The organism is Enterococcus mundtii (genome assembly GCF_013394305.1).
Taxonomy (GTDB): domain Bacteria; phylum Bacillota; class Bacilli; order Lactobacillales; family Enterococcaceae; genus Enterococcus_B; species Enterococcus_B pernyi.
The window spans coordinates 884495-907956 of sequence record NZ_AP019810.1 but is presented as its reverse complement, the minus strand read 5'-3'; the positions used below and the strand labels follow the sequence as shown (position 1 = coordinate 907956).

General features: G+C 37.7%; 22 protein-coding genes, 1 pseudogene and 2 riboswitches. Of the genes and pseudogenes, 22 read left to right on the top strand and 1 reads right to left on the bottom strand.

The window, feature by feature from the left end; translation table 11 throughout:
- Positions 1-372 precede the first annotated feature (372 nt).
- Positions 373-544, top strand: a riboswitch (cobalamin riboswitch).
- 161 nt (positions 545-705) lie between these two features.
- From HZ311_RS04310 to HZ311_RS04260, 11 genes are all read left to right on the top strand, one after another.
- On the top strand, positions 706-1701 hold the full coding sequence (locus tag HZ311_RS04310; RefSeq protein ID WP_051377622.1) for an ABC transporter substrate-binding protein: 996 nt from the start codon (positions 706-708) through the stop codon (positions 1699-1701).
- Positions 1694-2692 (top strand): FecCD family ABC transporter permease, encoded by a 999-nt coding sequence (locus HZ311_RS04305; protein ID WP_023520178.1) that lies wholly within the window; start codon positions 1694-1696, stop codon positions 2690-2692. The genes HZ311_RS04310 and HZ311_RS04305 overlap by 8 nt, the downstream gene beginning before the upstream one ends.
- Positions 2693-2705: 13 nt before the next feature.
- Positions 2706-3230, top strand: coding sequence for an ATP:cob(I)alamin adenosyltransferase (locus HZ311_RS04300; protein ID WP_023520177.1), 525 nt, complete (start codon positions 2706-2708; stop codon positions 3228-3230).
- A 13-nt stretch (positions 3231-3243) separates the two neighbouring features.
- Positions 3244-4038, top strand: coding sequence for an ABC transporter ATP-binding protein (locus tag HZ311_RS04295; RefSeq protein WP_023520176.1), 795 nt, complete (start codon positions 3244-3246; stop codon positions 4036-4038).
- A gap of 345 nt (positions 4039-4383) precedes the next feature.
- Positions 4384-6048 (top strand): DNA/RNA helicase domain-containing protein, encoded by a 1665-nt coding sequence (locus HZ311_RS04290; RefSeq protein WP_137072710.1) that lies wholly within the window; start codon positions 4384-4386, stop codon positions 6046-6048.
- A gap of 390 nt (positions 6049-6438) precedes the next feature.
- Positions 6439-6705 (top strand): hypothetical protein, encoded by a 267-nt coding sequence (locus tag HZ311_RS15980; RefSeq protein ID WP_023520173.1) that lies wholly within the window; start codon positions 6439-6441, stop codon positions 6703-6705.
- A 300-nt stretch (positions 6706-7005) separates the two neighbouring features.
- Positions 7006-8409: a UvrD-helicase domain-containing protein gene (locus HZ311_RS04280; RefSeq protein WP_023520172.1), complete on the top strand. Its 1404-nt coding sequence runs from the start codon at positions 7006-7008 to the stop codon at positions 8407-8409.
- On the top strand, positions 8402-9076 hold the full coding sequence (locus HZ311_RS04275; protein WP_023520171.1) for a DarT ssDNA thymidine ADP-ribosyltransferase family protein: 675 nt from the start codon (positions 8402-8404) through the stop codon (positions 9074-9076). Before HZ311_RS04280 ends, HZ311_RS04275 begins: the two co-directional genes overlap by 8 nt.
- A gap of 10 nt (positions 9077-9086) precedes the next feature.
- Entirely contained in the window at positions 9087-10658 is a 1572-nt protein-coding gene (locus tag HZ311_RS04270; RefSeq protein WP_010734661.1) for an ADP-ribosylglycohydrolase family protein, read from the top strand.
- A gap of 22 nt (positions 10659-10680) precedes the next feature.
- The gene (locus HZ311_RS04265) at positions 10681-10848 is read left to right on the top strand and encodes a hypothetical protein (RefSeq protein ID WP_023520169.1); all 168 of its coding nucleotides are present in this window, start codon (positions 10681-10683) and stop codon (positions 10846-10848) included.
- A 619-nt stretch (positions 10849-11467) separates the two neighbouring features.
- Positions 11468-12940, top strand: a complete 1473-nt coding sequence (locus tag HZ311_RS04260; protein ID WP_023520168.1) for a peptidoglycan DD-metalloendopeptidase family protein — start codon at positions 11468-11470, stop codon at positions 12938-12940.
- Positions 12941-13006: 66 nt separating this feature from the next.
- On the opposite strand, the gene HZ311_RS16025 is transcribed toward HZ311_RS04260, so the two are convergent.
- Positions 13007-13249, bottom strand: a complete 243-nt coding sequence (locus HZ311_RS16025; RefSeq protein ID WP_023520167.1) for a UTRA domain-containing protein — start codon at positions 13247-13249, stop codon at positions 13007-13009.
- On the opposite strand from HZ311_RS16025, the pseudogene HZ311_RS04250 reads away from it, so the two are divergent.
- The 11 genes and pseudogenes from HZ311_RS04250 to eutL all read left to right on the top strand — a co-directional run.
- A pseudogene (locus tag HZ311_RS04250) lies at positions 13228-13431 on the top strand (DUF7916 family protein); the annotation flags it as partial. The gene HZ311_RS16025 and the pseudogene HZ311_RS04250 overlap by 22 nt on opposite strands.
- Before the next feature lie 387 nt (positions 13432-13818).
- Entirely contained in the window at positions 13819-14256 is a 438-nt protein-coding gene (locus HZ311_RS04245; RefSeq protein ID WP_023520165.1) for a EutP/PduV family microcompartment system protein, read from the top strand.
- Positions 14253-14834, top strand: coding sequence for a cob(I)yrinic acid a,c-diamide adenosyltransferase (locus tag HZ311_RS04240; RefSeq protein WP_023520164.1), 582 nt, complete (start codon positions 14253-14255; stop codon positions 14832-14834). Before HZ311_RS04245 ends, HZ311_RS04240 begins: the two co-directional genes overlap by 4 nt.
- A 47-nt stretch (positions 14835-14881) precedes the next feature.
- Positions 14882-15031, top strand: a riboswitch (adenosylcobalamin (AdoCbl) riboswitch).
- Positions 15032-15318: 287 nt separating this feature from the next.
- Positions 15319-16443: a 1-propanol dehydrogenase PduQ gene (locus HZ311_RS04235; protein WP_023520163.1), complete on the top strand. Its 1125-nt coding sequence runs from the start codon at positions 15319-15321 to the stop codon at positions 16441-16443.
- Between the two features lie 159 nt (positions 16444-16602).
- Entirely contained in the window at positions 16603-16950 is a 348-nt protein-coding gene (gene eutS / locus HZ311_RS04230; protein WP_023520162.1) for an ethanolamine utilization microcompartment protein EutS, read from the top strand.
- Between the two features lie 26 nt (positions 16951-16976).
- Positions 16977-17549 carry an ANTAR domain-containing response regulator gene (locus tag HZ311_RS04225; RefSeq protein ID WP_034691823.1) on the top strand — a complete coding sequence of 191 codons (573 nt, stop codon included), beginning with the start codon at positions 16977-16979 and terminating at the stop codon, positions 17547-17549.
- Complete coding sequence (locus tag HZ311_RS04220) at positions 17549-18976, top strand: sensor histidine kinase (protein ID WP_010734668.1); 1428 nt, start codon at positions 17549-17551, stop codon at positions 18974-18976. The genes HZ311_RS04225 and HZ311_RS04220 overlap by 1 nt, the downstream gene beginning before the upstream one ends.
- 82 nt (positions 18977-19058) lie before the next feature.
- A complete protein-coding gene (gene eutA / locus HZ311_RS04215; RefSeq protein WP_137072708.1) occupies positions 19059-20483 on the top strand; it encodes an ethanolamine ammonia-lyase reactivating factor EutA in 1425 nt (474 codons plus the stop codon).
- Positions 20484-20499: 16 nt separating this feature from the next.
- Entirely contained in the window at positions 20500-21864 is a 1365-nt protein-coding gene (locus HZ311_RS04210) for an ethanolamine ammonia-lyase subunit EutB (RefSeq protein ID WP_178946482.1), read from the top strand.
- Positions 21865-21882: 18 nt separating this feature from the next.
- Entirely contained in the window at positions 21883-22788 is a 906-nt protein-coding gene (gene eutC, locus HZ311_RS04205; protein WP_010734671.1) for an ethanolamine ammonia-lyase subunit EutC, read from the top strand.
- 14 nt (positions 22789-22802) lie between these two features.
- Complete coding sequence (gene eutL, locus HZ311_RS04200) at positions 22803-23456, top strand: ethanolamine utilization microcompartment protein EutL (protein WP_010734672.1); 654 nt, start codon at positions 22803-22805, stop codon at positions 23454-23456.
- Positions 23457-23462 lie beyond the last annotated feature (6 nt).

Here is a 23462-nt window from a genome sequence, read left to right as displayed (position 1 = left end):
ATGAATCGCCTTAATCTGATAAATCTATTCTTTTTTCTAATGAATAACATAGGAAATTTTTGCATGGTTTTTAGCAAATTCTTGTCCTTTTACCTTACACTTACATGATAGGAATGACTATCAATAGCTTTGTTTTATTAAAATAAAAAACGTTAGATAAATCAACGAATGATACAGTGTCGTCAGTTTTTATAGTATAAATGAATACCATTTTAAAAAACAGAAAATAATATATTTTTGTTGAAATTCATGTATTTTGTAGCTCTTTTCGCTTGATTTTCGTCTATCTTTTATGAAATCCATATGTTAAAGTATTGGCGGAGATACTTTTGTTGATAGAGCTAAAATTTCCAAGAGATAAATGAGTGAATAAAAGTGAATTTAAAATAAAATAGTCGATTAGATGTCAGGGAAAGAGGTGAAAGTCCTCTACAGACCTACCTACTGTAAGGTGGATGAAACCAATAGGACCACAGATAATTCTGGAAGGGTTGGGAGTAAATGGAAGCCAAGTCAGGAGACCGGTTTAACGGCAATCATGTTCTTTTGTAGGAGAAAGATCAAGCGTTTTTTTGTGTGATCAATCAAACTGTCTTCTCCTGTAAAAGGAAAGGTAGTTTTTATTTACTTTTAAAAAAAGTTGTTTGATAAGAAAATGGAAATGAAAGGGTTATCGTAAAAAAGTAATCACTGGGAAAAGTAAAAATGAGTCAAAGAAAGTGGGAAAAGATGATGAAAAAATTATCGAAATTAGTTGCTGTATTGGGATTGAGTGTAGTCTTTGGGTTGAGTGCTTGCTCAAATAATAACAACGAAACAAGCGAAACAGCAGAAACAACGACAGCTTCAGAAGTTGCTTTGCCGACGAAAGATCGTGGCGGTGAAGAAATCGAGATTCCTGAAGAAGTGGATAAAATGGTTTCTTTAGTTCCTTCAGTTACACAAGTGATCGATGATCTAGGACGTAAAGATCAATTAGTAGCGGTTGACACACAAAGCCCAGCAATGACAAAAGATATTGATGAGTTGCCACAAATTGATATGATGGCTGTGGATGCAGAAACATTGATTTCATTGAACCCACAAGTGATCTATGTTTCAGATATTAGTCTGCATGGCTCTGAAAATGTTTGGTCACAAGTAAAAGATGCAGGAATTACTGTCGTGAACATTCCAACAAGTAATACCATTGAAGATATTGCTTTAGATGTCCAATTTATCGCGGATACTTTACAAGAGCATGAAAAAGGACAAGAATTAGTCGATACAATGAACAAAGAGATCGATGAAATCAAAGAAATTGGTGAAACGATTACGGATAAGAAAAAAGTATTGTTTGAGATTAGCGCATTACCTGAAATCTATAGCTTTGGTAAAGGCGTTTACTTGAATGAAATGATCGAACTTGTAGGTGCAGAAAATGTTTTAGCAGATCAAGAAAGCTGGATTCCAGTAACAGAAGAAGCAGCGATTGCTAGTAAGCCAGATGTAATTTTGACGAACGTAAATTACTTGGATGATGCAGTGCAAGAAATCTTAGATCGTGGAAGCTGGAAAGACGTTCCTGCGGTGAAAAATGAAGCAGTATTCTATATCGATAACGCTGCGAGCTCTTTACCAAACCACCATATGACAAAAGCCTTAAAAGAAATGGCATTAGCAATCTACCCTGATGAATACCAATCGTTGGAAAATGAATAAACAAAGTCGGTTGCTGATAGCAGTGGTCTTAAGTATCATCGTGGTATTCTTTGGGATCAAAATCGGGAGTGTATCCATTCCTTTTGATACCTTGATCCAAGCATTATTTTCAAGAGGAGACAAACAGCTAGATGAAACGATCGTCACCATTCTTTGGCAGGTTCGCCTGCCGAGAGTGGTTTTGGCGTTTCTTGTAGGAGCTGCTTTGGCTGTTAGTGGAACGGTCATGCAATCCTTATTAGGTAATCCGTTGGCTTCTGCTTATACGCTAGGTGTGTCATCAGGGGCATCACTTGGCGCTGCGTTGATCATTGTTTCAGGAATCACTTTACCGTTGTTCCCGAATTTCACATTACCTCTGACAGGCTTTATTTTTGGTTTAGCAACTGTGTTTATTGTTTTGGCGATGAGTCAAAGATTGGATCAGCAATTATCGAACCAAACAGTTATTTTAGTGGGAATGGTTATGACCTTATTTGTGGGCGCAATGTTGACGATCGTCACGGCATTGTTCAAAGATCATTTGCAGCAATTAGTCTTCTGGCAAATGGGTAGCTTTTCAGGAAGCACGTGGGCAAAAATCCATATCTTTTTACCTATCTTACTATTTGGAACAATCGCTCTTTGGTTCTCTGCTAGAAGTTTAGATGTGTTATCTTTAGGTGAAGAAGAGGCGTTAATCTCTGGTGTAGATGTTCGAACGATCAAGCTATGGGTGATGGTTCTTGCGGCTTTACTTGCAGGAAGTGCGGTTTCATTTGTCGGCGTGATCGGATTTGTTGATTTGATTGCCCCCCATGTCATCCGACGTTACTTCGGTGCCAGTCATCGTTGGGTCATTCCAGGAGCAGCACTGTTAGGTGGCAGCATGATGGTCGTCGGCGATACGATTTCACGAACGCTATTATCTCCCCAAGAAATACCAATAGGCGCTGTCACAGCATTGATTGGTGCGCCCTTTTTTGCCTATGTTTATTTCAAACGAAAGTGAGTGTTTTACAATTATGAAAGATATTTATCGAAGTCCTTATGAGGCTTATCCATTTTTAGCAGACGATGCAGATGATTTACGTTGCGATTATGAATTACACACCGATCGCTTATCTTCAGAAATCGGGTTACTACGCGCAAAGTGTGAAGATTCTCCTTTTTACAAGGAGTTAGAAAAAATCGGTGAATTGGTTTACCATGCAAATGCGTGCGTGCGTACAAAAATGACGATCACGCAAGAAGAAGTCGACTGGTTAAAGAGTCGTGTCGATGAATTGAATGCAGAAAGAACAAACCAAAGTGGACCATTCTTCTTACCTCAAGGAAGTGAACGAGGTGCATTAGCTCATATTTTACGTGTCGATTGTAAAGTAATCGTTCGTTTGCTGTATCGCCATCTTTATCAAGGTAAAAAAGTCGATTCAGGCTTGCTAGACTTTTTCAATTTATTGTCGGGTTACTTCTTCATGATCGCGATGAAATTCAACCAAGAAGACGACGTAACGGAAATTCCTTTTGTCAGCAGAAATTACCGCTAAAGGAGGAAAAGTGATGACCTTGAAGCTATCGCAAGTCACAGCTGGCTATGGCTCAGTAAAAATCATCAAAGAAGTTTCCTTCGAGCTGAACAAAGGTGAGAACCTATGTATCCTAGGACCTAACGGCTGTGGCAAGACGACCGTATTAAAATCAATTGCGGGCATCCTTTCCTACGAAGGATCGATCACGATCGATGGAAAAGAAGTCCGCACGATGAAACGCAAGGAAGCCGCACGCAAAGTCGCCTTACTCAGCCAGTTTTCAACCATTGCCTTTGACTACACCGTCTATGAAACTGTCATGATGGGCCGCTATACGCACATCAAACAAGGACTATGGTCAGTCACCACAGCAGAAGACCGCGAAAAAGTCATGGAGTGCCTAGCACTGACTAATTTATTAGAGCTGAAAGACCACCCCGTCAACCAACTTTCCGGAGGTCAAAAGCAACGTGTCTTCTTAGCCAAAGTATTAGCCCAAGACCCAGATATCTTATTACTAGACGAACCCAATAATCATCTCGATATCAAGCACCAGCTCGAACTCATCGGCTATTTAAAAGACTGGGGCAAAAACCAAGACAAAACAATCATCGGAGTCTTCCACGACATCCGTTTAGCCCTCTCTTTAAGCGACCAAGTCTTGTTCATGAAAACAGGCCAAGTCATCAAGCAAGGTCCATTTCTGGAAACAGTTTCGAGAAAATTGCTCAAAGATATCTTTGAGGTGGATCTAGTGAAGCATTTTCAGGAGCAGAGTGAGATATGGGAGAAGTTGGGGGAAGGAGCATCGCAAATAGAGAAATAGTAATTAACTCTGAGACTTATTTGAGGTTTCGGAGTTTTTTGTCGACTAAGATAAAGCGATTTTGAATTTAACTAACACAAAGAATAAAGAGAAATATTTGTTCAACAAAAAAAGATAGATACTTTATTTTGATATCTTAATGGCTATAATTAAAAAAATACAAATTATTACATTAAATCATATATTCTAAATAATAATAGTAGCTTATATTTAAATAAAAAACACTATTAATAACGAAATAAGTGATAGTTATAGACAGATAATTACGACAATAACATGAAAAACAATAAATTGTTTTATGTTATAATAAATACAAGAAATAAGTAAAAATTTATGGGGAGAAATATGTCGTATTATCGAGTTTTAAAACTACAGTTAAACAATGGATGGATATCGAATAATCTATCAAAAATAGAAAATGATATATTAAATAATAATCCAGTTACGTATATATATTATAATCTAGAAAGAAAAATAATTTATGTTGGTGAAACTAGTTGCTTTAATAATAGACATAGAGAGCATTTAGCTGAAAAAGAACCTAAAACTGATTATCGTGAGTATACTGAATGTCTAGTTATCTATTCTAACCTATTTCATAAATCGGCTGTATTAGATTTGGAATCCTTACTACTTAATTATATGGTCGCTGAATCTGATGAAACTAATTTTGTTTTGGCAAATGGCAATAATGGACAAACAAAATTAGTTTATAAAAATAAAGAGGAAATTCGTTCTAGTGTATTTTATAGATTATGGAAAAATGAATTATTTGAGCTAGGTTTATCCAAAAATAAAAATATAAATAAATTGAGAGAAAGTTTGTTATTTAAATATTCTCCATTTAAACAACTATCCGTAAAGCAAAAAGAAATTATTGATGAAATTGAAACTGATCCTTCAGGAAAATTTATAGTCGAAGCACCCGCGGGTTCAGGTAAGTCTGTATTATTTACAAATTTAGCTTTTTCCCTAGCAATAAATAACCCTAATTTAAAGATTGGTGTTGTTACAACTGGGAATTTAAGAAAACAGTTTAATTTAATTTTTAAATCTATAAACTTGAATAATAGATTATTTGTTAAGACTAGTTCACAGTTGATAACAGATGCTAAGAAAAACAAAGAAAAATTTGATATCATAATTGTTGATGAAGCACACAAGTTAAAAAAATACTATACAAAGGGTCATCCTAATTCAAGAAGGCACCTTAATAAAGATGATGATGAAATTACACTCTTAGAAGAAATAACTGAGGGGTTGGTTTTGTTATACGATTCCTATCAAGGAATTAAACCGCAAAATATTACTCCTTCTGAAATTCGAAAATTAACTATTAATTATAAAAAATTAACTTTATCACAACAATTTAGAATTAGTGGTGATGGTAATTTTTCAGGAGAAGACTATTTAAAAGGGATTTTGTATGCTCTACAATTAAGTGAAGATAAAAATTTTAATTTAGATGTATTCAAAAATGACTACTTTGGCATCGCGGATAATTTTAATGAAGTTATCGAGTATGTAGAGCTTCACTCTCATGCCTATCCTGAAACAACTAATAGAGTAATAGCTGGATACTGTAGAGAATGGAAATCTAATATAAATAAAAAGTCTAACAAAGGAAAAAAATTATATGAGTTACCTTATGATTGGGAAATAGACGGTATTAATAGAAGATGGAACTCCACTTATGAAGATTGGATAAAAAAACCTAATTCACAAAAAGAAATTGGATCTATACATTCAATTCAAGGATATGATCTGAATTATTCTGGAGTAATTATAGGAAATGATATCACGGTAATAGATAATCAAATAATGGCAGTACCTAGTAATTATAAGGATAGTGGTGGGACACCTCTAAAAAAAGAATTTTCTTTATCTGAATTAACTGAATATATTTTGAATATATATTACGTACTTCTTACAAGAGGAATTGATGGATGTCGAGTATATTTTGAAGATAAAGATGTAGAAAAAATATTTAAACAACGTATTGGATTATAATTATATCGTGTGTTGTATACACCCAGTCATTTTATTATATAAATAAATACTCTTGAAATCTAAAAAACTAAGACTTTGAACAAAGTCTTAGTTTTTTCTGTAAATAATAATACCTACTATAATTTCATGGCAATATTTGGCGTATATATTAGTAACACGATTTTTTGCTATAACACAAATAAATCAGTTGAACACAATATTTTTGGGGAGTTGCCAAATAAGAACAATGTTCATTCGAGTTACATATGATATGAATCAAGTATCGTGACAATTTTAGCAACTATCTTAATAAAATACAGATGGAATCAAGAAGGGAGAATAAATCAAGTTGGATGAAATCCAATTTTTTGATGTATGAATACAGTGAAGAAATGGTCAAGCTGAGACCATTTGGGCAACACAAAAGACGATTTCGAAGCTTTTGATGTTGGCATTCCGGCAATTAGTAAACATCTGAAAAATATATTTAATTCTAGTGAATTGATAGAAGATCGAACTATTTCCAAAATGGAAACAGTTCAAAAAGAGGGTGGAAGGTTAGTAAAAAAGGCGACCACCTTATATAAACATCCTCAAAAAGATAAACAGTTATGTGATTTAACAATTCTTCAGTTTGTTATATTTCCGGACACAGTACGTTTGGTTAGTTTTAATTGAAATAATTTCATCGAGAATCGATTTAAGCATGAAATATGCTTAAATCGATTCTTTTATTTTTGATCAAATAATGTTGCTTAAGAGAAGTCGCGGAATAATTTTTTCATAACCTCTCTTCTTATTAAAAAATAAAAGTTATTTTAAATACAGATTATAACTTTACGGTTTAACAATTCAGTGTATATAATGATAATATAAAATAATTGATAAAGGAGGTTCCGGGACAAATCAATAAATTTTCGTAAGCGCTTTTCTTCGTGGGGGAGATATCTGGATAAATAAAATAGTGGAGGTTATTTTATGGGATTACCAAAACCTGAAGGAAAACAAGTGGATGTACTATATCTTTCTGATGAAGATAATATTGTTGTTTTAGGTACGGCAGGAAGCGGAAAGACAACTATTGCTTTAGTTAGGGCGATAAATATGGCAAAAAATTACCCTGATGATATAGTCCTTATACTTACATATAATAGGACACTTATTAAATATATGGAGTTTATATTAGAAGATTCTCCCAAAAATTTATTGATTCAAAACTATCATAAGTTGGCACGAGGGTATCTGAATTCAAGAGGTAAAATGGAGACAAACGCCATCTTACAATCAAAAAATAAACTTATTGCAGAGGCGCTAGATAAAGTGAAAAATAAATATCCTGATGAGAATACGTTAGAACGACATATGGATATTTTTATCGATGAAATTGAATGGATACAAAAAATGGGAATAATGGATCAAGAGACGTATATTAAAATTGAACGAACTGGAAGACGGGATGCTCGGATTTTAAGGAAAAACAGAATCTATTTTTACGAAGTCTACCAACAATATGTAGATCTAAGGAATAAAAGAGGCTATTTATATGATTGGGATAGTATAGCTACAGCGGTGTTTGAAGAAGCGCAAAGAGATGATACGGAAAAGCGATATAAATATATACTTGTTGACGAAGGTCAAGACTTTTCGCCAATGATGTTGAAGTCTTTGAGTATGCTAGTATCGAAAGATGGTAGTATCAATTTCTTTGGTGATGAGAATCAACAAATTTATGGAAGTAGGATTTCATGGCGTTCTGCGGGACTAAATAATGTCAAGATTTGGAAATTGGAAAAAAACTATCGAAACAAATCAGGAGTCGGAAAGTTAGCGAAAGCAATTTCGGAATTACCCTTTTTTGAAATTGATGAGAATGATAAAATCGACTCCATTGTTCCAGATGTGGTTGGTCCAAATCCTCTTGTAATAAAATGTAGAGACAAAAAAGAGGAAATAGAATCTTTGATGGGTTTAGTAGACAACTCGGATGTATCAAGAACCAAAGCAGTGCTAGTCAAAACGAGAGAAGATGTCAATTTAATAGCGTCTATTTTTGCTGAAAAAGGAATTGAGCATACAATATTAAAAAAAGACATGGGTAAATGGAAGAATACTGACAACTTGCACATCGGAACTTATCATTCTGCTAAAGGATTAGAATTTGATTTAGTTTTCTTACCATTTATGAGTGATCGATATATGCCTACAGAAGAGGAAATAGCTAAATATGGTAGCAAACAAGACGCGCTAGTAAAATTTGTCAAATTGATCTATGTAAGTGTGACGCGGGCAAAATCTGGAGTAATAATTACGTATGTGGACAAATTAACTGAACTATTGCCAGAGGATACAAGTTTATATGATTTGAGGAACGGTTATGAATGAGTATGAATCATATATTAGTGAGAGAAAAATTACTCGTTTGTGCCATTTTACTAAGTCCAAAAATTTGCCCAAGATATTGGATAGAGATGGTAAGATCCTTGCGAACAATTTTATCAAAGAAGATCTGGAAAAAAATGATCTAAATAGAATTGATGGTAAAGAAGATTATATTTGTTGTTCAATCGAATACCCTAATGTCTATTATTTATATGAGTTAGAGAAGAGGAATAGGCTTGATTTATTTAAAGAATTCTCTATTTTGTTGATTTCTCCTAGTGTCATTAATGATCAAACTCTTTTTTGTCCATGTAATGCTGCTACAGAAAGTGGGAAACTCATAAGGAGTGGTCTATCGAGTTTCAAGAGTCTGTATAAGTCTAGATCAGTAGGGAAGATGGAATTGAACAGAACAAAGAATATGTTGATCTGCTCACCTACTGATAATCAAGCGGAGGTGCTAATAAGACATTCGATCTCAAAGACAAATATTAAAGGAATTGTATTTAGAGACCAAGCACAAGCGAAGAAAGAATTGAATCGTCTTGAAATTGCTCAATGTGATCTATCCACAATTAAAATTTTTACTTGTGCAGATATGTATGACAAAAATTTGGCGAATAAATTAAGAGCCGGTGATATCCCTGAAGAAAGTCTTTATATGGAATAGGAGTGAGAGGATGAACTCAATAGAAGATAAATATCTGGGATCTTTATTAGGGGTTGCAATCGGTGATGCCATGGGATGGCCACAAGAAAGAAGTCAAACAAAAAATAAATCTGCTAGGAGTACAGATTTTCAAAAATGGGTAAGACGTTCGGGTTATGGTCACACCTATACAGAAGAAATCATACAAAAAGGAAGTTACAGTGATGATACCCAACTGACGCTAGCGACTGCGAGGGCGTTAAACTATCGTAATTTTCTATCTTATTTTGGAAGAAGCGAATTACCTTCGTGGTTGCTTTATGAACGTGGAGGAGGAGGAGCTACGAAGCGCGCTGCTCGTTCATGGTCGAATGGCAAACCACCGTGGAAGCAAAATAAGAGTGCCATCCAATCCTATTTTGAAGCGGGTGGAAATGGTGTAGTCATGAGGGTCATTTCGCATGCTTATGAGAAAAATATAAGTAGTGAAGAAATGAATCAAAAAATATTTTTGAATGGAATATCTACCCATGGACATCCTAGAGCTATTTTGAGTGCGTTAGTCTATGGAAAAGCTGCGGAGTATCTGATTACCAACAACAAACAAATGAAATATGGGGAATTAGTTGACTATCTCATTAATAAAAAAGAAGAATGGTCTAAGTTTCCTGTACCTAATAATATCAATGATTGGTTGAATGCTTCATTTTCTATAGGTATAAATTATCAAAAACTGTGGGAACAGACGGGAGAAGAGTTATTTGATGGATTAACATTAATAAAAGAAACGTTAGCAAATGGATTATTTGATCAAACATCTGAGACGTTATCGAAATTAGACTGCAATAATCCGAAAGTGAAAGGTTCAGGAGTCGTTACTTGTTTGACAGCGATCTATATCGTATCTAAATTCTCTATAGATCCACAGAATGGATTGTTAGAGATCGCTTTTTTTGAAGGGAGTGACACGGATACAAATGCGGCAGCAACAGGTGGTTTATTAGGAGCAATCCATGGCACACGATGGATCAAATCAGAATGGTTGGGTGTTCAAGATGTTGAGTATATCACTCAGTTGGCTAAAACGATACCGGAAGCAACCATTCCCGAAAGAAGAGATATGTGGAATTTTTCTGAATCAAAAAATTTGATAAAAGAACTACATGGAAATGATAGAAAGAAAAAGTCTGTAAAGCTAGGTCCTTTTGACAATCTAACAGTTGTAGATAAATACCCTATAAGGTCACAGAAAAATAAAGAAGTCTTTGTATTAAAAAATGAAGAGAGTCAAACATTTTACTGTAAGTTACAAAAACCTGTCTTTAAAAATGAGGACACTGAGTTAAGGAGAAGTGAACTCTTTGATTTGGAACTTTCACCAGAACAAATAATCGAACTACAAAATACTTTACCTCAAAGAATTACTCTAGAAAAGTTTACCTCTTTACTAAGTGAAACCATACGTATGCTTCGAAATAAACCTTTAGATATTTTTGGAGAATTAGATGTAGAGCAAATAGAAAATGAAGTTAGAAAAAAATGCTCATATAAAAAAGAGATACGTTTGTTTGTAGAAAAAGTTTACAGATATTATTTTGAATAGACGATGAATTATTGAAGATAGATTGACAAGTGAAAACGACGCCCCACAGCTGCCAAGTCAAATTTATAAAGATAGAACGATCATCGCCGAATATGGAAAAATCAATGATATAAAAGTTTGTTTAAGCATCGTTAAAGTCAAAGTGAATAACGAAGCCACACCAGAAAAAGAGTTTCCTAATCAACCATAGCCAAGAAGATCCGCTCCAAAGAAAAATGGTTTAAGAGAATCATTTCTTCCTAAAACGGGAAAATCTGTTTTTTATATGCGAATCGCTCTAGGAGGTGTCTTAGTAGTAGTTGTACTAATCGTTGCAGTAAAAAAGGAAACAATGATTTGACTGGACGTAAAAAAACTGAATAATCAAACTGTATTTAATTTGTAGTAAACTTCACTAATAGGATTGGTTATTCTATCTTTTTTTCGATATCAATTTAGCAGAGACTGTCCTCCAAATAGTTGAATAGCAATATTTGGAGGGCTTTTTTTATAGATTATTTGATATTACTCGGTAAAAAAAATGGGGAAAAATCAATGTCAAGTTCAAATTTTGCTCTTAATGATGAAAAAATATGGACTGCTTAACTCTTCTTATTCCTGTTAAAATGAATTATAATAAAGTAAAAGTCTGTCGTATTATCTCAGTGTTCGCTAGATATTTTCACTTAACGTTTGTTATTAGTAGTGGAACGAAGCATTAATATGAGATAAATAATTGTTATTACTTTATAAAAATTATTATTTTTTTAACAAAAAATTCATAACTAACATGTATCTTAAAAATAACTAAAGAAAAGGATGTAAGAAAATTGAAAAAAAAGTCTACGTATAAATTAGTTTCATTTGTATTTCTTTCACAAATGTTACTAACTACGCCTTTACAAGTATTAGCAGATGAACAAGTTTTTTCTGCGGACCAACCAGTAACAGCGGAAGCCCAAACAGAAACAACGACGGATTCGTCTGATATCACAGGTGAAGATAACACAACAGATACAACAACAGATGGTACAGAAGAATCAACGCCACCGTCTACTGGTGATTCAAGTGAACCAACCACACCTGATACTTCAGAACCGACAGAGCCAAGCACACCGGAGGAAACAAAACCAACGGAGCCGACAAAACCAACAGAACCGACGAAGCCGACAGAGCCAACACAGCCGAGTCAGCCACAAAAACCAACGCCACCATCAACTGGCGGTTCTACTGGAGAAACACAACCAACTACACCACAGCCGAGTCAGCCGACACAACCAGCTGCACCTGTGGCACCAACGCCTGCTCCTGCAGCGCCAGTTGCTCAAGAGGTACGTCAACCTTCTGCAACTACACCGATTCAAGATCTTGTACCATCAAGTCAAGAAACGGATGAAGGATCGATCCATTTTGAAAAAGATGAATCAGTTGAGAGCTTCATTCGCAAAATCGGTGAATCTTCTCGAGAAATCGGGCAAGAACATGATTTATACGCATCAGTGATGATCGCCCAAGCGATTTTAGAATCAGCTAGTGGACAAAGCCAGTTGGCGCAAGCCCCTAACTACAATCTTTTTGGGATCAAAGGTACACATGAGGGCAATGGTGTGACTTTTGCCACACAAGAAGATGCTGGTGATGGTACATTGTATACGATCCAAGCAACATTCAGAAAATATGCCAACTATGAAGAAAGTCTTGAAGACTATGCTAAATTAATGACTGAAGGATTGACTGGAAATAGTGAGTTCTATTCAGGTGCTTGGAAATCCAATGCAGAAACTTATAAAGAAGCAACAGAATTTTTAACAGGCCGTTACGCAACAGATACAAGATATAACGAAAAACTAAATGGTCTGATCGAAACTTATGATTTAGAACAATATGACAAAGAAGTTGCCGGACCTGAAGTGAATAAAGAAGGATATATCGTGCCATTAAGAAATTATACGATTTCTAGCCCATTTGGTCCTCGTGGTGGTGAATTCCACCGTGGATTAGATTTTGCGGCACCTCAAGGGGAGCCAATCTATGCTAGTAAAGCGGGTACTGTGATCAAAGCAGAATTCCATCCTTCATGGGGAAATTATGTTGCCATTGAACATGAAGATGGCACAACAGCGCTTTATGCTCATCAACAAGAATACGTTGTGAAAGTTGATGATGAAGTTGAACAAGGACAAATCATTGGGTTTGTCGGTTCTACTGGTAATAGTACAGGCAGCCATCTGCATTTTGAGATCAGTCGTGACAACAGCTTAGCTCAAGCGCAATTGATTGATCCAGCAACTGTTTTGTTTTAATTAGTGATAATGAAAAAATGCCATTGGAAGAGTTCTCTCTTCCAATGGCATTTTTATTTGACTCAATTAGTGATTCATCGGCCGATCAGCCAACAAAACGAATTTGAATGAATCGACTTGATGCCAACTTTCTGTGTATTGAAAGTGGGTATAATCAGTCAAATATGCCCAGTTCCTAACAACAAAGATGTTTTTGTTATGTTTTCCTAAATCTAAATATTGTGCGATCGAAGGGGTGATATTCTCAACAGAAATTTCTTTTTTTGAACAGTTCAATTTCAAATGTAATTGGTATGAGCCAAGAATCATCCGATTCAGACACGATCAAACAAATTGCGATCCAAAATAAAATTTGTGGTGTGGATATCCAACATATCGGGGATGCCGGCTACTCGGGAATCGCTCCGGTAGAAAATATCATGGCGATGAGCCGTGCGATCCGTGGAAACCGTTATACGATCGCGATGATGTCACGCTCGATCGTGCGTTAGAAATTTAAGTGATTAAATGGACCCTACTTTCATTTTAGATATATTCTAAAAAGTGAAAGTGGAGGTCCTTTTTTTATTACTATTGTTCAAGCAACTAATTAACAATATATACAATTGGTATAGCGGCAATTTGCTTTGTGTTGTGATTTCTATCAGTAATCACAATTTTATAGACTATCTGAAGTTAACTTCAAATTTTAATATAAGTGTGAGGGATTTTACTATTCACATAGTTAGATGCTAAGATTTATTTTGACAAACTTGAAAGAAGCGATTACACTAGTGAAAAGAAGCACACAACGATGTGTGCGTATGAATACGGCAATGACGCCTAAAAAAGTAGAGCTTTTTCTGCTTTTTTAGGCTTTTTTTATGGAGGAGAGGTAAATGAGGAGAATCATTTTAATGGGTGCGATTGGCTGTGGAAAGACCACTCTTTGTCAAGCCTTGCGAGGAGAAGCGATCGTTTATGATAAGACCCAAGCGGTAGAATTTCATCCTGAGATGATCGATACACCAGGGGAATTTATTCTACATCGCCAATACTACGCTGCTTTGACTGTAACAGCAGCAGAAGCAGATGTCATTGGTTTGGTGCAAAGTGCGTTAGACCAAGAACAGATTTTTTCACCAGGATTTGGCCACATCTTTCCAAAAGAAGTCATCGGGATCATGACCAAAGTTGATCTAGTGAAAGACGAGAAAGAGTTGACGCGTGTACGTGAACAATTGCTTGCAGCTGGAGCAACGAAGCTGTTTGAAGTCTCATCAGTCGAAAAAACGGGACTAGCAGAATTGATTGAGTACTTAGGAGGAGAATCATGAAAATCTACACAAAAACAGGCGACAAGGGAATGACAAAATTAGTTGGCGGTCATAGTGTATCGAAAGATTCAGATCGTGTGGAAAGTTATGGAACGATCGATGAATTGAACTCATGGTTGGGCTATACGATCAGTCAATTGTCAAAAGAACAAGAGGTTTTTAAGAAAGAATTGGAAGAACTACAACAACTTTTATTCGATGTAGGGACTGATTTATCAACGGTCTTGGAAGATGGACGACCGCTGAAAGTCCAACAAGAGAGCGTTACTTGGTTGGAAGAACGGATTGATTTTTATACACAGCAATCGCCGGATATCGAACGATTTATTTTACCAGGGGGCTGTCAAGGAGCGAGCATGGTCCATGTGGCGCGAACAATTGCTCGTCGCGGGGAACGACATATCGTCCGTTTAAGTGCGACTGCGGCGATCAATCCTGAAGTGATCGTGTTTGTGAATCGCTTGTCTGACTATTTTTATGCGTTGGCGCGTTATATGAATGTGCAAATGGGGCAAGAGGATGTTTTTTATACAAGAGGAGAGAAGGTCTTCCATAAGATAAAAGAAGAAGGTTTATAAAAAGTGTTTGATTTTTCACAAACAGTGTGGTAAAGTGCTGTTAGATTAATCAAATGTTTATGAGAGATACGAATGGAAGCCAGTGAGATGCTGGCACGGTCCCGCCACTGTGATAAAGCGTTCGAGCTTTTAAGTCAGGTCTTTTCTTATTTTTCATTATTGGGCAAACTGTTTCGAGGCAAAACAGGGTGTTGCTAAAAAAATGACGTTTTTTGAAAGTCAGCCCAAGAATATTTGATTCAATCCCACACATAGCACGATGATGTGTATGGGAATATTGGGCTGGTCTTTCAATGGGGAAAGAGATTTCAAGTACAATGGCGTACTGCTGATTCCCAGCGCATGTGTTGATTAATAATTACAGAATAGACACCATACACTGTTGTATGGATTGTAAAAGAAGCAAAGGGGCTTCAGACAAATGGATCTTGTGATTTCCATTGGTTTGAAGGCTCTTTTATTTTGGTTTCAAGGAGGAATGTTCGTGGAAAGTATACAATTCTCGACACAGATCATTGTGGGAGAAGATGCGTTACAAAGTCTTGAGAGTGTCAAAGATAAGCGTGTTTTCATCGTTACTGATCCCTTTATGGTAGAAAATGGTCTGGTAGAAAAAGTCATGACTTATTTAAATCAGTATCACGTATTTAGTGATATTGTTCCTGATCCACCACTTGATAAAATCGTTTCAGGAATCAAAGAAATGGAAAGATTTCAAAGTGAAGTCATCGTAGCAATCGGTGGCGGTTCAGCCATCGATGCAGCGAAAGCAATGAAATATTTTGGGCAAAAGACAATGGATCTCTTGACTGCCCAATTTATTGCAATCCCAACCACCAGTGGGACAGGGTCTGAGGTGACAAACTTCTCAGTGATCACGATCAGTGAATTGGGGTTGAAGATCCCTTTAGTAACAGAAGAGATCCAACCGGATATAGCGATATTAGACACTGGACTAGTCATGAGTGTCCCACCAAAAATCACTGCCGATACGGGAATGGATGTGCTGACCCATGTGATTGAATCCTACGTTTCTACAGAAGCAAATGGGGTAGCAGATGCCTTATGTGAGAAAGTGGTTGCTTTAGTTTTCGAATATTTAGAGCGAGCCTACAAAAATGGGCAAGACAAAGAAGCAAGAGAGCAAATGCACTTAGCCTCTTGTATGGCAGGGATGGCGTTCAATTCAACTTCATTAGGGTTGAATCATGGAATCGCTCATGCTGCTGGCGCTCGTTTACATGTGCCACATGGACGGATCAATGGGATCTTACTGCCAGAAGTGATTGCTTACAATAGTGGTTTAGAAAATGGTCAAGTGACTGAAATCAAAGTGGCTGAACGATATGCGGCATTAGCAAACTGCATAAGCAATACGCAAACGAAAAATCCTCGTTTAGGTGTGCAGAATTTGATTCGTATGATCAAACAGCTGCGAGAAAAATTAGAGATGCCAGCGACGTTGAGTGAATACGGCTTGTCTTCAAAAGAAGTATTAGTACAAGAAGAAGCAATTACCACCTCTTCCTTAGCAGATGGTTGCACGAGAACGAATCCTCGTAAGGCAGATGAAAAAGGCGTTAGAGCAATATTAAAAGCCATTTTATAAAGATTGACATCGTGAAAAGGTTAACATATAATGAATGAGCACAACGGAGTGCTTCAAAATTTAAGAGCAATGGGGCCCTTAATAACAAGCGTAAAGTGAACACTTTATGGCTTATTATTGAGGATTTTTTATTGCTTAAAATGAAGGAGCGAGTCTTGTTTGGAAGAAAAACAACGAATGATCCAAGAATACGTCCCAGGAAAACAAGTCACTTTAGCCCACATCATTGCGAGTCCCGACAAGGAAGTCTATACAAAATTAGGATTACCGGCAGGCACAAGCAATGCGTTAGGGATTTTGACGATCACGCCAAGTGAAGCCGCAATCATCGCTGTGGATATTGCAACGAAAAGTGGCGACATTACCATTGGTTTTATCGATCGTTTCTCTGGTTCAGTAGTTATTTCTGGCGACGTGAGTTCTGTTGAAGCAGCATTACATGCTGTATTGGATGGACTCAAACAGATTTTGCAATTCTCTGTGACGTGTGAAATTACAAGAACTTAGTTCGGGGGAGACAAAGCGTATTGAATATGAAGGGCAGAATTGTGATAGTAGACGATGAACCAATCACACGATTGGACACTCGAGATATTCTACTGGAAGCTGGTTATGAAGTTGTTGGGGAAGCCGCAGATGGATTTGAAGCAATCGAAGTTTGTAAAGAGAACAAGCCGGATCTCGTATTGATGGATATCCAAATGCCGATTTTAGATGGTCTAAAATCCGGTAAAAAAATCATCCAAGATCAGTTAGCAGGGAGTATCGTGTTTCTTTCTGCTTACAGTGATCATGAGAATACGGAGAAAGCGAAGAAATTAGGAGCAATCGGTTATCTGGTAAAACCATTAGATGCAAAATCATTGATCCCGACCATTGAAATGGGGATCGCTAGAGGAAAAGAAACCCAAAACTTGCTGCAGCAGATCGATAAACTACAGTTGAAATTGGAAGAACGAAAAGTTATAGAGAAGGCAAAAGGGATCTTAGCAAAAGAAAATAATATTTCTGAAGAAGAAGCTTATCAGATGTTGCGCGCATTAAGTATGAACAAACGCGCACGGATGAGTGACATCGCAGAATTGATTATTATGGATGATGAATAATGGAACGGATCAATACATTATGTCAGCGTTATACCAACTTAACCCAGTCAGATATCCAAGAGCTTTGTCGGACGAGTGCTTATTTAGCAGAGTCTAAGCATTATGAGATGGCAGATGTGTTCATCGATGTTTTTAATGAAATGACGAAAGAAGCATTAGTTGTCTATCACAAAAAGCCAAAATATATTCCCTCATTATATAAACATGAAGTTGTCGGAAAAGAAGCGTTATTAAAAAATGAACCTGGCGTTTTACGGACCATGGAAACAAGCTTGAATAGCATTGGTTTGTTAGCAGTCACGCAAGAGAATCGCTTGATCAAACAAAACATTTTTCCGATTCGTAATGAACAACGAACAATTGGTGTGATCATCGTAGAAGAGGGAGTCGAGCAACCGATTGGGGCAGTTGAACGACAAGAATTACAGTCAAACGAGCAAGGGACAATAGCAATCGAATCGACAGTTGATCCTCTAATCATGGACCAGTTAGCCGAAGCGGTCTTGATTTTTGATACGACCACAGGAAATTTGGTCTTAGCAAATCATCGGGCCAAAGAATTATACCGAAAACTAGGCTATCGCGAAATGATCAACGATTTACACTATGACAATCTCTCCCTTGATTATACAACGTTCGAATATGTTCTTTATCAGATGAACGATCAGACCGAAAATCGGTTGATCGAATTAGAGACAGCGTATTTAAATTATTACTTTAATATTCGAAAAGTTTGGATTGATGCAGGATCGAGAGTAGCAATGATTATTCAAGATAATACAGAAGTGAAAAAGAAAGAAGATGAAATCGTCTCAAAATCGGTGGCGATCCGCGAGATCCATCACCGTGTCAAAAATAATTTACAGTCCGTCGTTTCGTTATTGAGGATCCAAGCACGCCGTACCACTAGCAAAGAGGCTAGTAAAGTACTAAAAGAAAGTGTGAACCGGATCATGGCGATCGCGATGACACATGAATTATTGTCGAAGCAAGTGGAAGATAATGTTTCCTTGCGACAAATGCTTGAGGCAGTGATGTACAATTTCCGGCATATTTTCAATCCGGAGAAAGTGCGATTGAATCTAACCGTTGATCCGACGATCACTGTTTCTAGCGATCAAATGGTTTCCATTTCCTTAGTCGTTAACGAATTACTCCAAAATATCTTTGATCATGCCTTTGAGGCAGATCAAAATGGCGTAGTTGAAGTCAGCGGGGAAATCGAAAATAGAGTCATTACGATCACTGTCACAGATAATGGCAATGGCTACGATATCAACCGAAACAAAGAGACCAGTTTAGGTTTGATGATCGTGAATAGCTATATCAAAGATAAGCTAAAAGGAAAAGTAAAAATTGAATCATCCAATAAAGGAACAAAAACTTGTTTCTATTTTGAACAGAACACCAAAGATGTTGTTCGGTGAAAAAGCAACGATGCTTAAAGATGCGTAGAAGAGATTCTAGGCTGTCTTTAAGCATTTTTTGTTTGCAGAAAGGAGAAAAAAGATGGCAAAAGAAAAAATTCTTACTGTAGGGATCGATTTAGGTACCTCGACGACTCAGCTTGTTTTATCTGAGTTGACGATCGAAAATTTCGCCTCTGCGTTTTCTGTTCCTCGGATCACGATCTCAGATAAGGAAGTGATCTACCGTAGTGAAATCATCTTCACTCCTTTGATCAATCAGACAATGATTGATGATGAAGCAATCAAAGCGTTTGTTTCCCGACAATATCACCAAGCAGGGATAGAAAAGCAGCAAATCCAAATGGGTGCGGTGATCATCACCGGTGAAACAGCTCGTAAAGCCAATGCGAGCAAAGTATTACAAGCACTGAGTGGCTTTGCTGGAGATTTCGTGGTCGCGACAGCTGGCCCAGATCTTGAAAGTATCATTGCCGGAAAAGGGGCAGGCGCGCAAGAGTATTCGACAAAGCGTCATGCTTCGGTCGTCAACATCGATATCGGCGGCGGCACGAGTAATTTAGTCGTCTTCACCGATGGGGAAATCGATGATACCGCCTGTTTTGATATCGGTGGTCGGTTGATCAAGGTCGACCAAGCAGGGAATATTTCGTATATTTCACCAAAGATCACAGAAATGGTCGAGCAGTTGAGATTACCCTTGAAAGTTGGAACAAAAGCTTCTGTTACTGCCATCCAACCAGTGATCGATGAGTTAGTAAAAGTTTTGGCGAATAGTGTGGGTATCGGAGAACGAAGTCCCTTTTATGAGTTATTCATTACGAACCGAGGATTACGGCTAGATGGCGAACTACCAATCGTCACTTTTTCTGGTGGCGTAGCGGATTGCTTGATCGAAGAAGTGACAGATATATTCAAGTATGGGGATATCGGTCTGTTATTAGGTACGGCTTTACGAAAATCGCAAATTTTTGTTGAAAAAGAAGTCTTACAAAGTAATGAAACGATTCGGGCAACGGTGGTCGGTGCAGGTTCCCATACCGCTGATATTAGTGGCAGTACGATCGCTTATCATGAGCAGATCCTGCCAATCAAAAATATTCCGATCTTGAAAGTTTCCCAAGAAGATGAGTCCTTGCCTGCGGAAGCAATGGGTGAGCGAATCAATGAAAAGCTGGCTTGGCATCGTTTGGAAGAAACACCGCAAATCGCTTTAGCGATGAAGGGGCTCGTGAATCCGACATTCGCAGACGTCCAACGATATGGGAAAGGCATCGTTCGGGGGTTATCTGCCTTGATCAATGAAAATATCCCACTAGTCATCATGGTGGACGAGGACATGGCAAAAGCATTAGGTCATGCATTATATGCGTATTTACCGGGGAATTATCCGTTCATCTGCATTGATTCCGTCAAAGTAGAAAATGGGGATTATATCGATATTGGTCAACCTGTTGCCGAAGGTGCAGTGTTACCGGTAGTTGTCAAAACATTAGTATTTAATTAAGGGAGCGACAAGAAAAATGATTTTAAAAACAAAATTATTTGGCAAAACCTATCAATTTTCTTCAGTCAAAGAAGTATTGGCTAAAGCAAATGAAGAAAAATCAGGAGATAAATTAGCGGGTGTGGCAGCAACTTCTGCGGAAGAACGAGTGGCAGCCAAAGTCGTGCTATCTCATCTGACTTTAAACGATTTATTCAACAATCCAGTGGTTGATTATGAGGAAGATGAAGTCACACGTATCATCATCGACCAAGTCAACATGCGTATTTTCGGCATGATCAAACATTGGACAGTTGCCGAATTAAGAGAATATATCCTTTCAGACAAAACAGGAGATTTTGAAATCAAATATATCTCTCATGGATTGACTGCGGAAATGATTGCGGCAGTCTGCAAATTGATGTCAAATATGGACTTGATCGTAGGCGCAAAAAAAATCCACATTGAAAAAACAGCCAACACAACAATCGGTCGCGCAGGTACTTTCTCCAATCGTCTACAACCAAATCATCCAACAGATGACGTAGACGGAATCATGGCTTCTGTAATGGAAGGATTATCGTACGGGGCCGGCGATGCACTGATCGGATTGAATCCAGTGGATGATTCGACAGAAAGCGTGAAACGTTGTTTAGATAAATTTGAAGAATTTCGTAGCGAATGGGAGATTCCAACACAAACCTGTGTCTTGGCTCACGTGACGACCCAGATGGAAGCCATGCGTCAAGGCGCACCGACTGGTTTAGTTTTCCAATCCATTGCTGGATCAGAAAAAGGAAACACTGCGTTTGGTTTGAATGCGGATATGTTAGCTGAAGCGCAAGCATTAGCATTGAGCAATGGCCAAGCAGCTGGACCGAACGTGATGTATTTTGAAACTGGTCAAGGTTCTGAGTTATCATCTGAAGCTCATTTTGGTGCAGACCAAGTAACGATGGAAGCACGTTGCTATGGATTAGCGAAGAAATTTGATCCATTCCTTGTGAATACTGTTGTCGGCTTTATTGGACCAGAATACTTGTATGATTCAAAACAAGTCATTCGTGCAGGCTTAGAAGATCACTTCATGGGTAAACTAACAGGTTTATCAATGGGTTGTGACGTATGTTATACAAACCACATGAAAGCAGATCAAAATGATATGGAAAACTTAGCTGTGTTACTAACATCAGCCGGGTGTACGTATATTATGGGGATTCCTCATGGGGATGATGTGATGTTGAACTACCAAACGACAGGTTTCCATGAAACAGCAACAGTCCGTGAATTGTTCGGTTTACGTCCAATTAAAGAATTTGAAGGTTGGATGGAGAAAATGGGCTTGATGGAAAATGGGAAATTAACAAGCCTAGCCGGCGATGCTTCAGTATTTATCAAATAAGTGGGGTGCAAGAAAAAAATGAACGAACAACAATTGAAAGAAATGATCACTTCCATGCTAAGTGAAATGGTAGCCGGTGAAAAAACAATAGAACAACCGAAAGCACCAGCCGCAACAACAAATACGATGACAACAACCATGCCAGTAGTAGAAGAAGGGATGATCGATGACATCACAGAGTTAGATCTGCGGAAACAGCTTTTGGTCAAAGATGCAAAAGACGAAACAGGATACTTGCGTATGAAGGCATTTACACCTGCTCGTATCGGAGTGGGACGTACAGGCACTCGCTATATGACTGATTCTACCTTACGTTTCCGTGCGGACCATGCAGCAGCACAAGATGCCGTATTCTCTGATGTTGATCCGCAATTGGTTGAGGAAATGGGCTTCATTTCAACACAAACGATTTGTAAAACAAAAGACGAATACTTGACTCGTCCAGATTTTGGTCGTCAATTTGACGAAGAAAATAGCACAAAAATCAAACAACAAACGACCGCAAAAGCCAAAGTACAGATCGTTGTTGGGGACGGATTAAGTTCTGCGGCTATCGGAGCAAATATCAAAGAAGTACTACCAGCAATCAAACAAGGCTTGAAAATGTATGGCTTAGATTTTGATCAAGTCGTATTCGTAAAATATTGTCGTGTACCATCAATGGATCAAATCGGCGAAATCACCGATGCAGAGGTCGTTTGTTTATTAGTTGGTGAACGTCCTGGGCTTGTAACAGCAGAATCGATGAGTGCGTATGTTGCTTACCGTCCAACTGTCGGAATGCCAGAAGCTCGTCGTACAGTGATCTCAAACATCCATAAAGGTGGGACACCAGCGGTCGAGGCCGGTGCATATATTGCGGAATTGATCAAGAAAATGTTAGATAAGAAAAAATCTGGTATTGAGTTGAAAGAAGCCGAATAGGAGGAGAAACATCAATGAAAAATGATCGTTTAGGCGCAAACGTCTTAAGTGTTCAAGTCATTCCTAATGTAGATGCTGCATTAGCGGAGCAATTTGGGTTGACACCAGGGATGCGCTCATTAGGTATCGTGACATCAGATTGTGATGATGTGACTTATGTGGCTTTAGATGAAGCAACAAAGGCAGCGGAAGTAGAAGTTGTTTATGCAAAAAGTATGTATGCAGGAGCGGCGAATGCCTCTACGAAACTTGCGGGTGAAGTGATTGGGATCATTGCTGGACCAAGTCCGGCTGAGATCACCAGTGGACTATCTGTCGTGACACAAGTCATTGAACAAGAAGCAAGCTTTATCAGTGCAAATGACGATGACAGCATCGTGTACTTTGCCCATGTGGTTTCTCGTTCTGGAAGATACTTATCAAAAGAAGCGAACATTCGTGAAGGCGAAGCAATTGCTTACTTGATCGCGCCACCTTTAGAAGCGATGGTTGCACTAGATGCAGCATTGAAAGCGGCGGATGTTGAAATCTGCAGTTTCTTTGGACCACCATCTGAAACAAACTTTGGTGGGGCGCTTTTAACGGGTAGTCAATCAGCATGTAAAGCAGCTTGTACAGCTTTTGAACAGGTCGTTCAACGGATTGCAGAAAATCCGTTGAGCTACTAAGGGAGT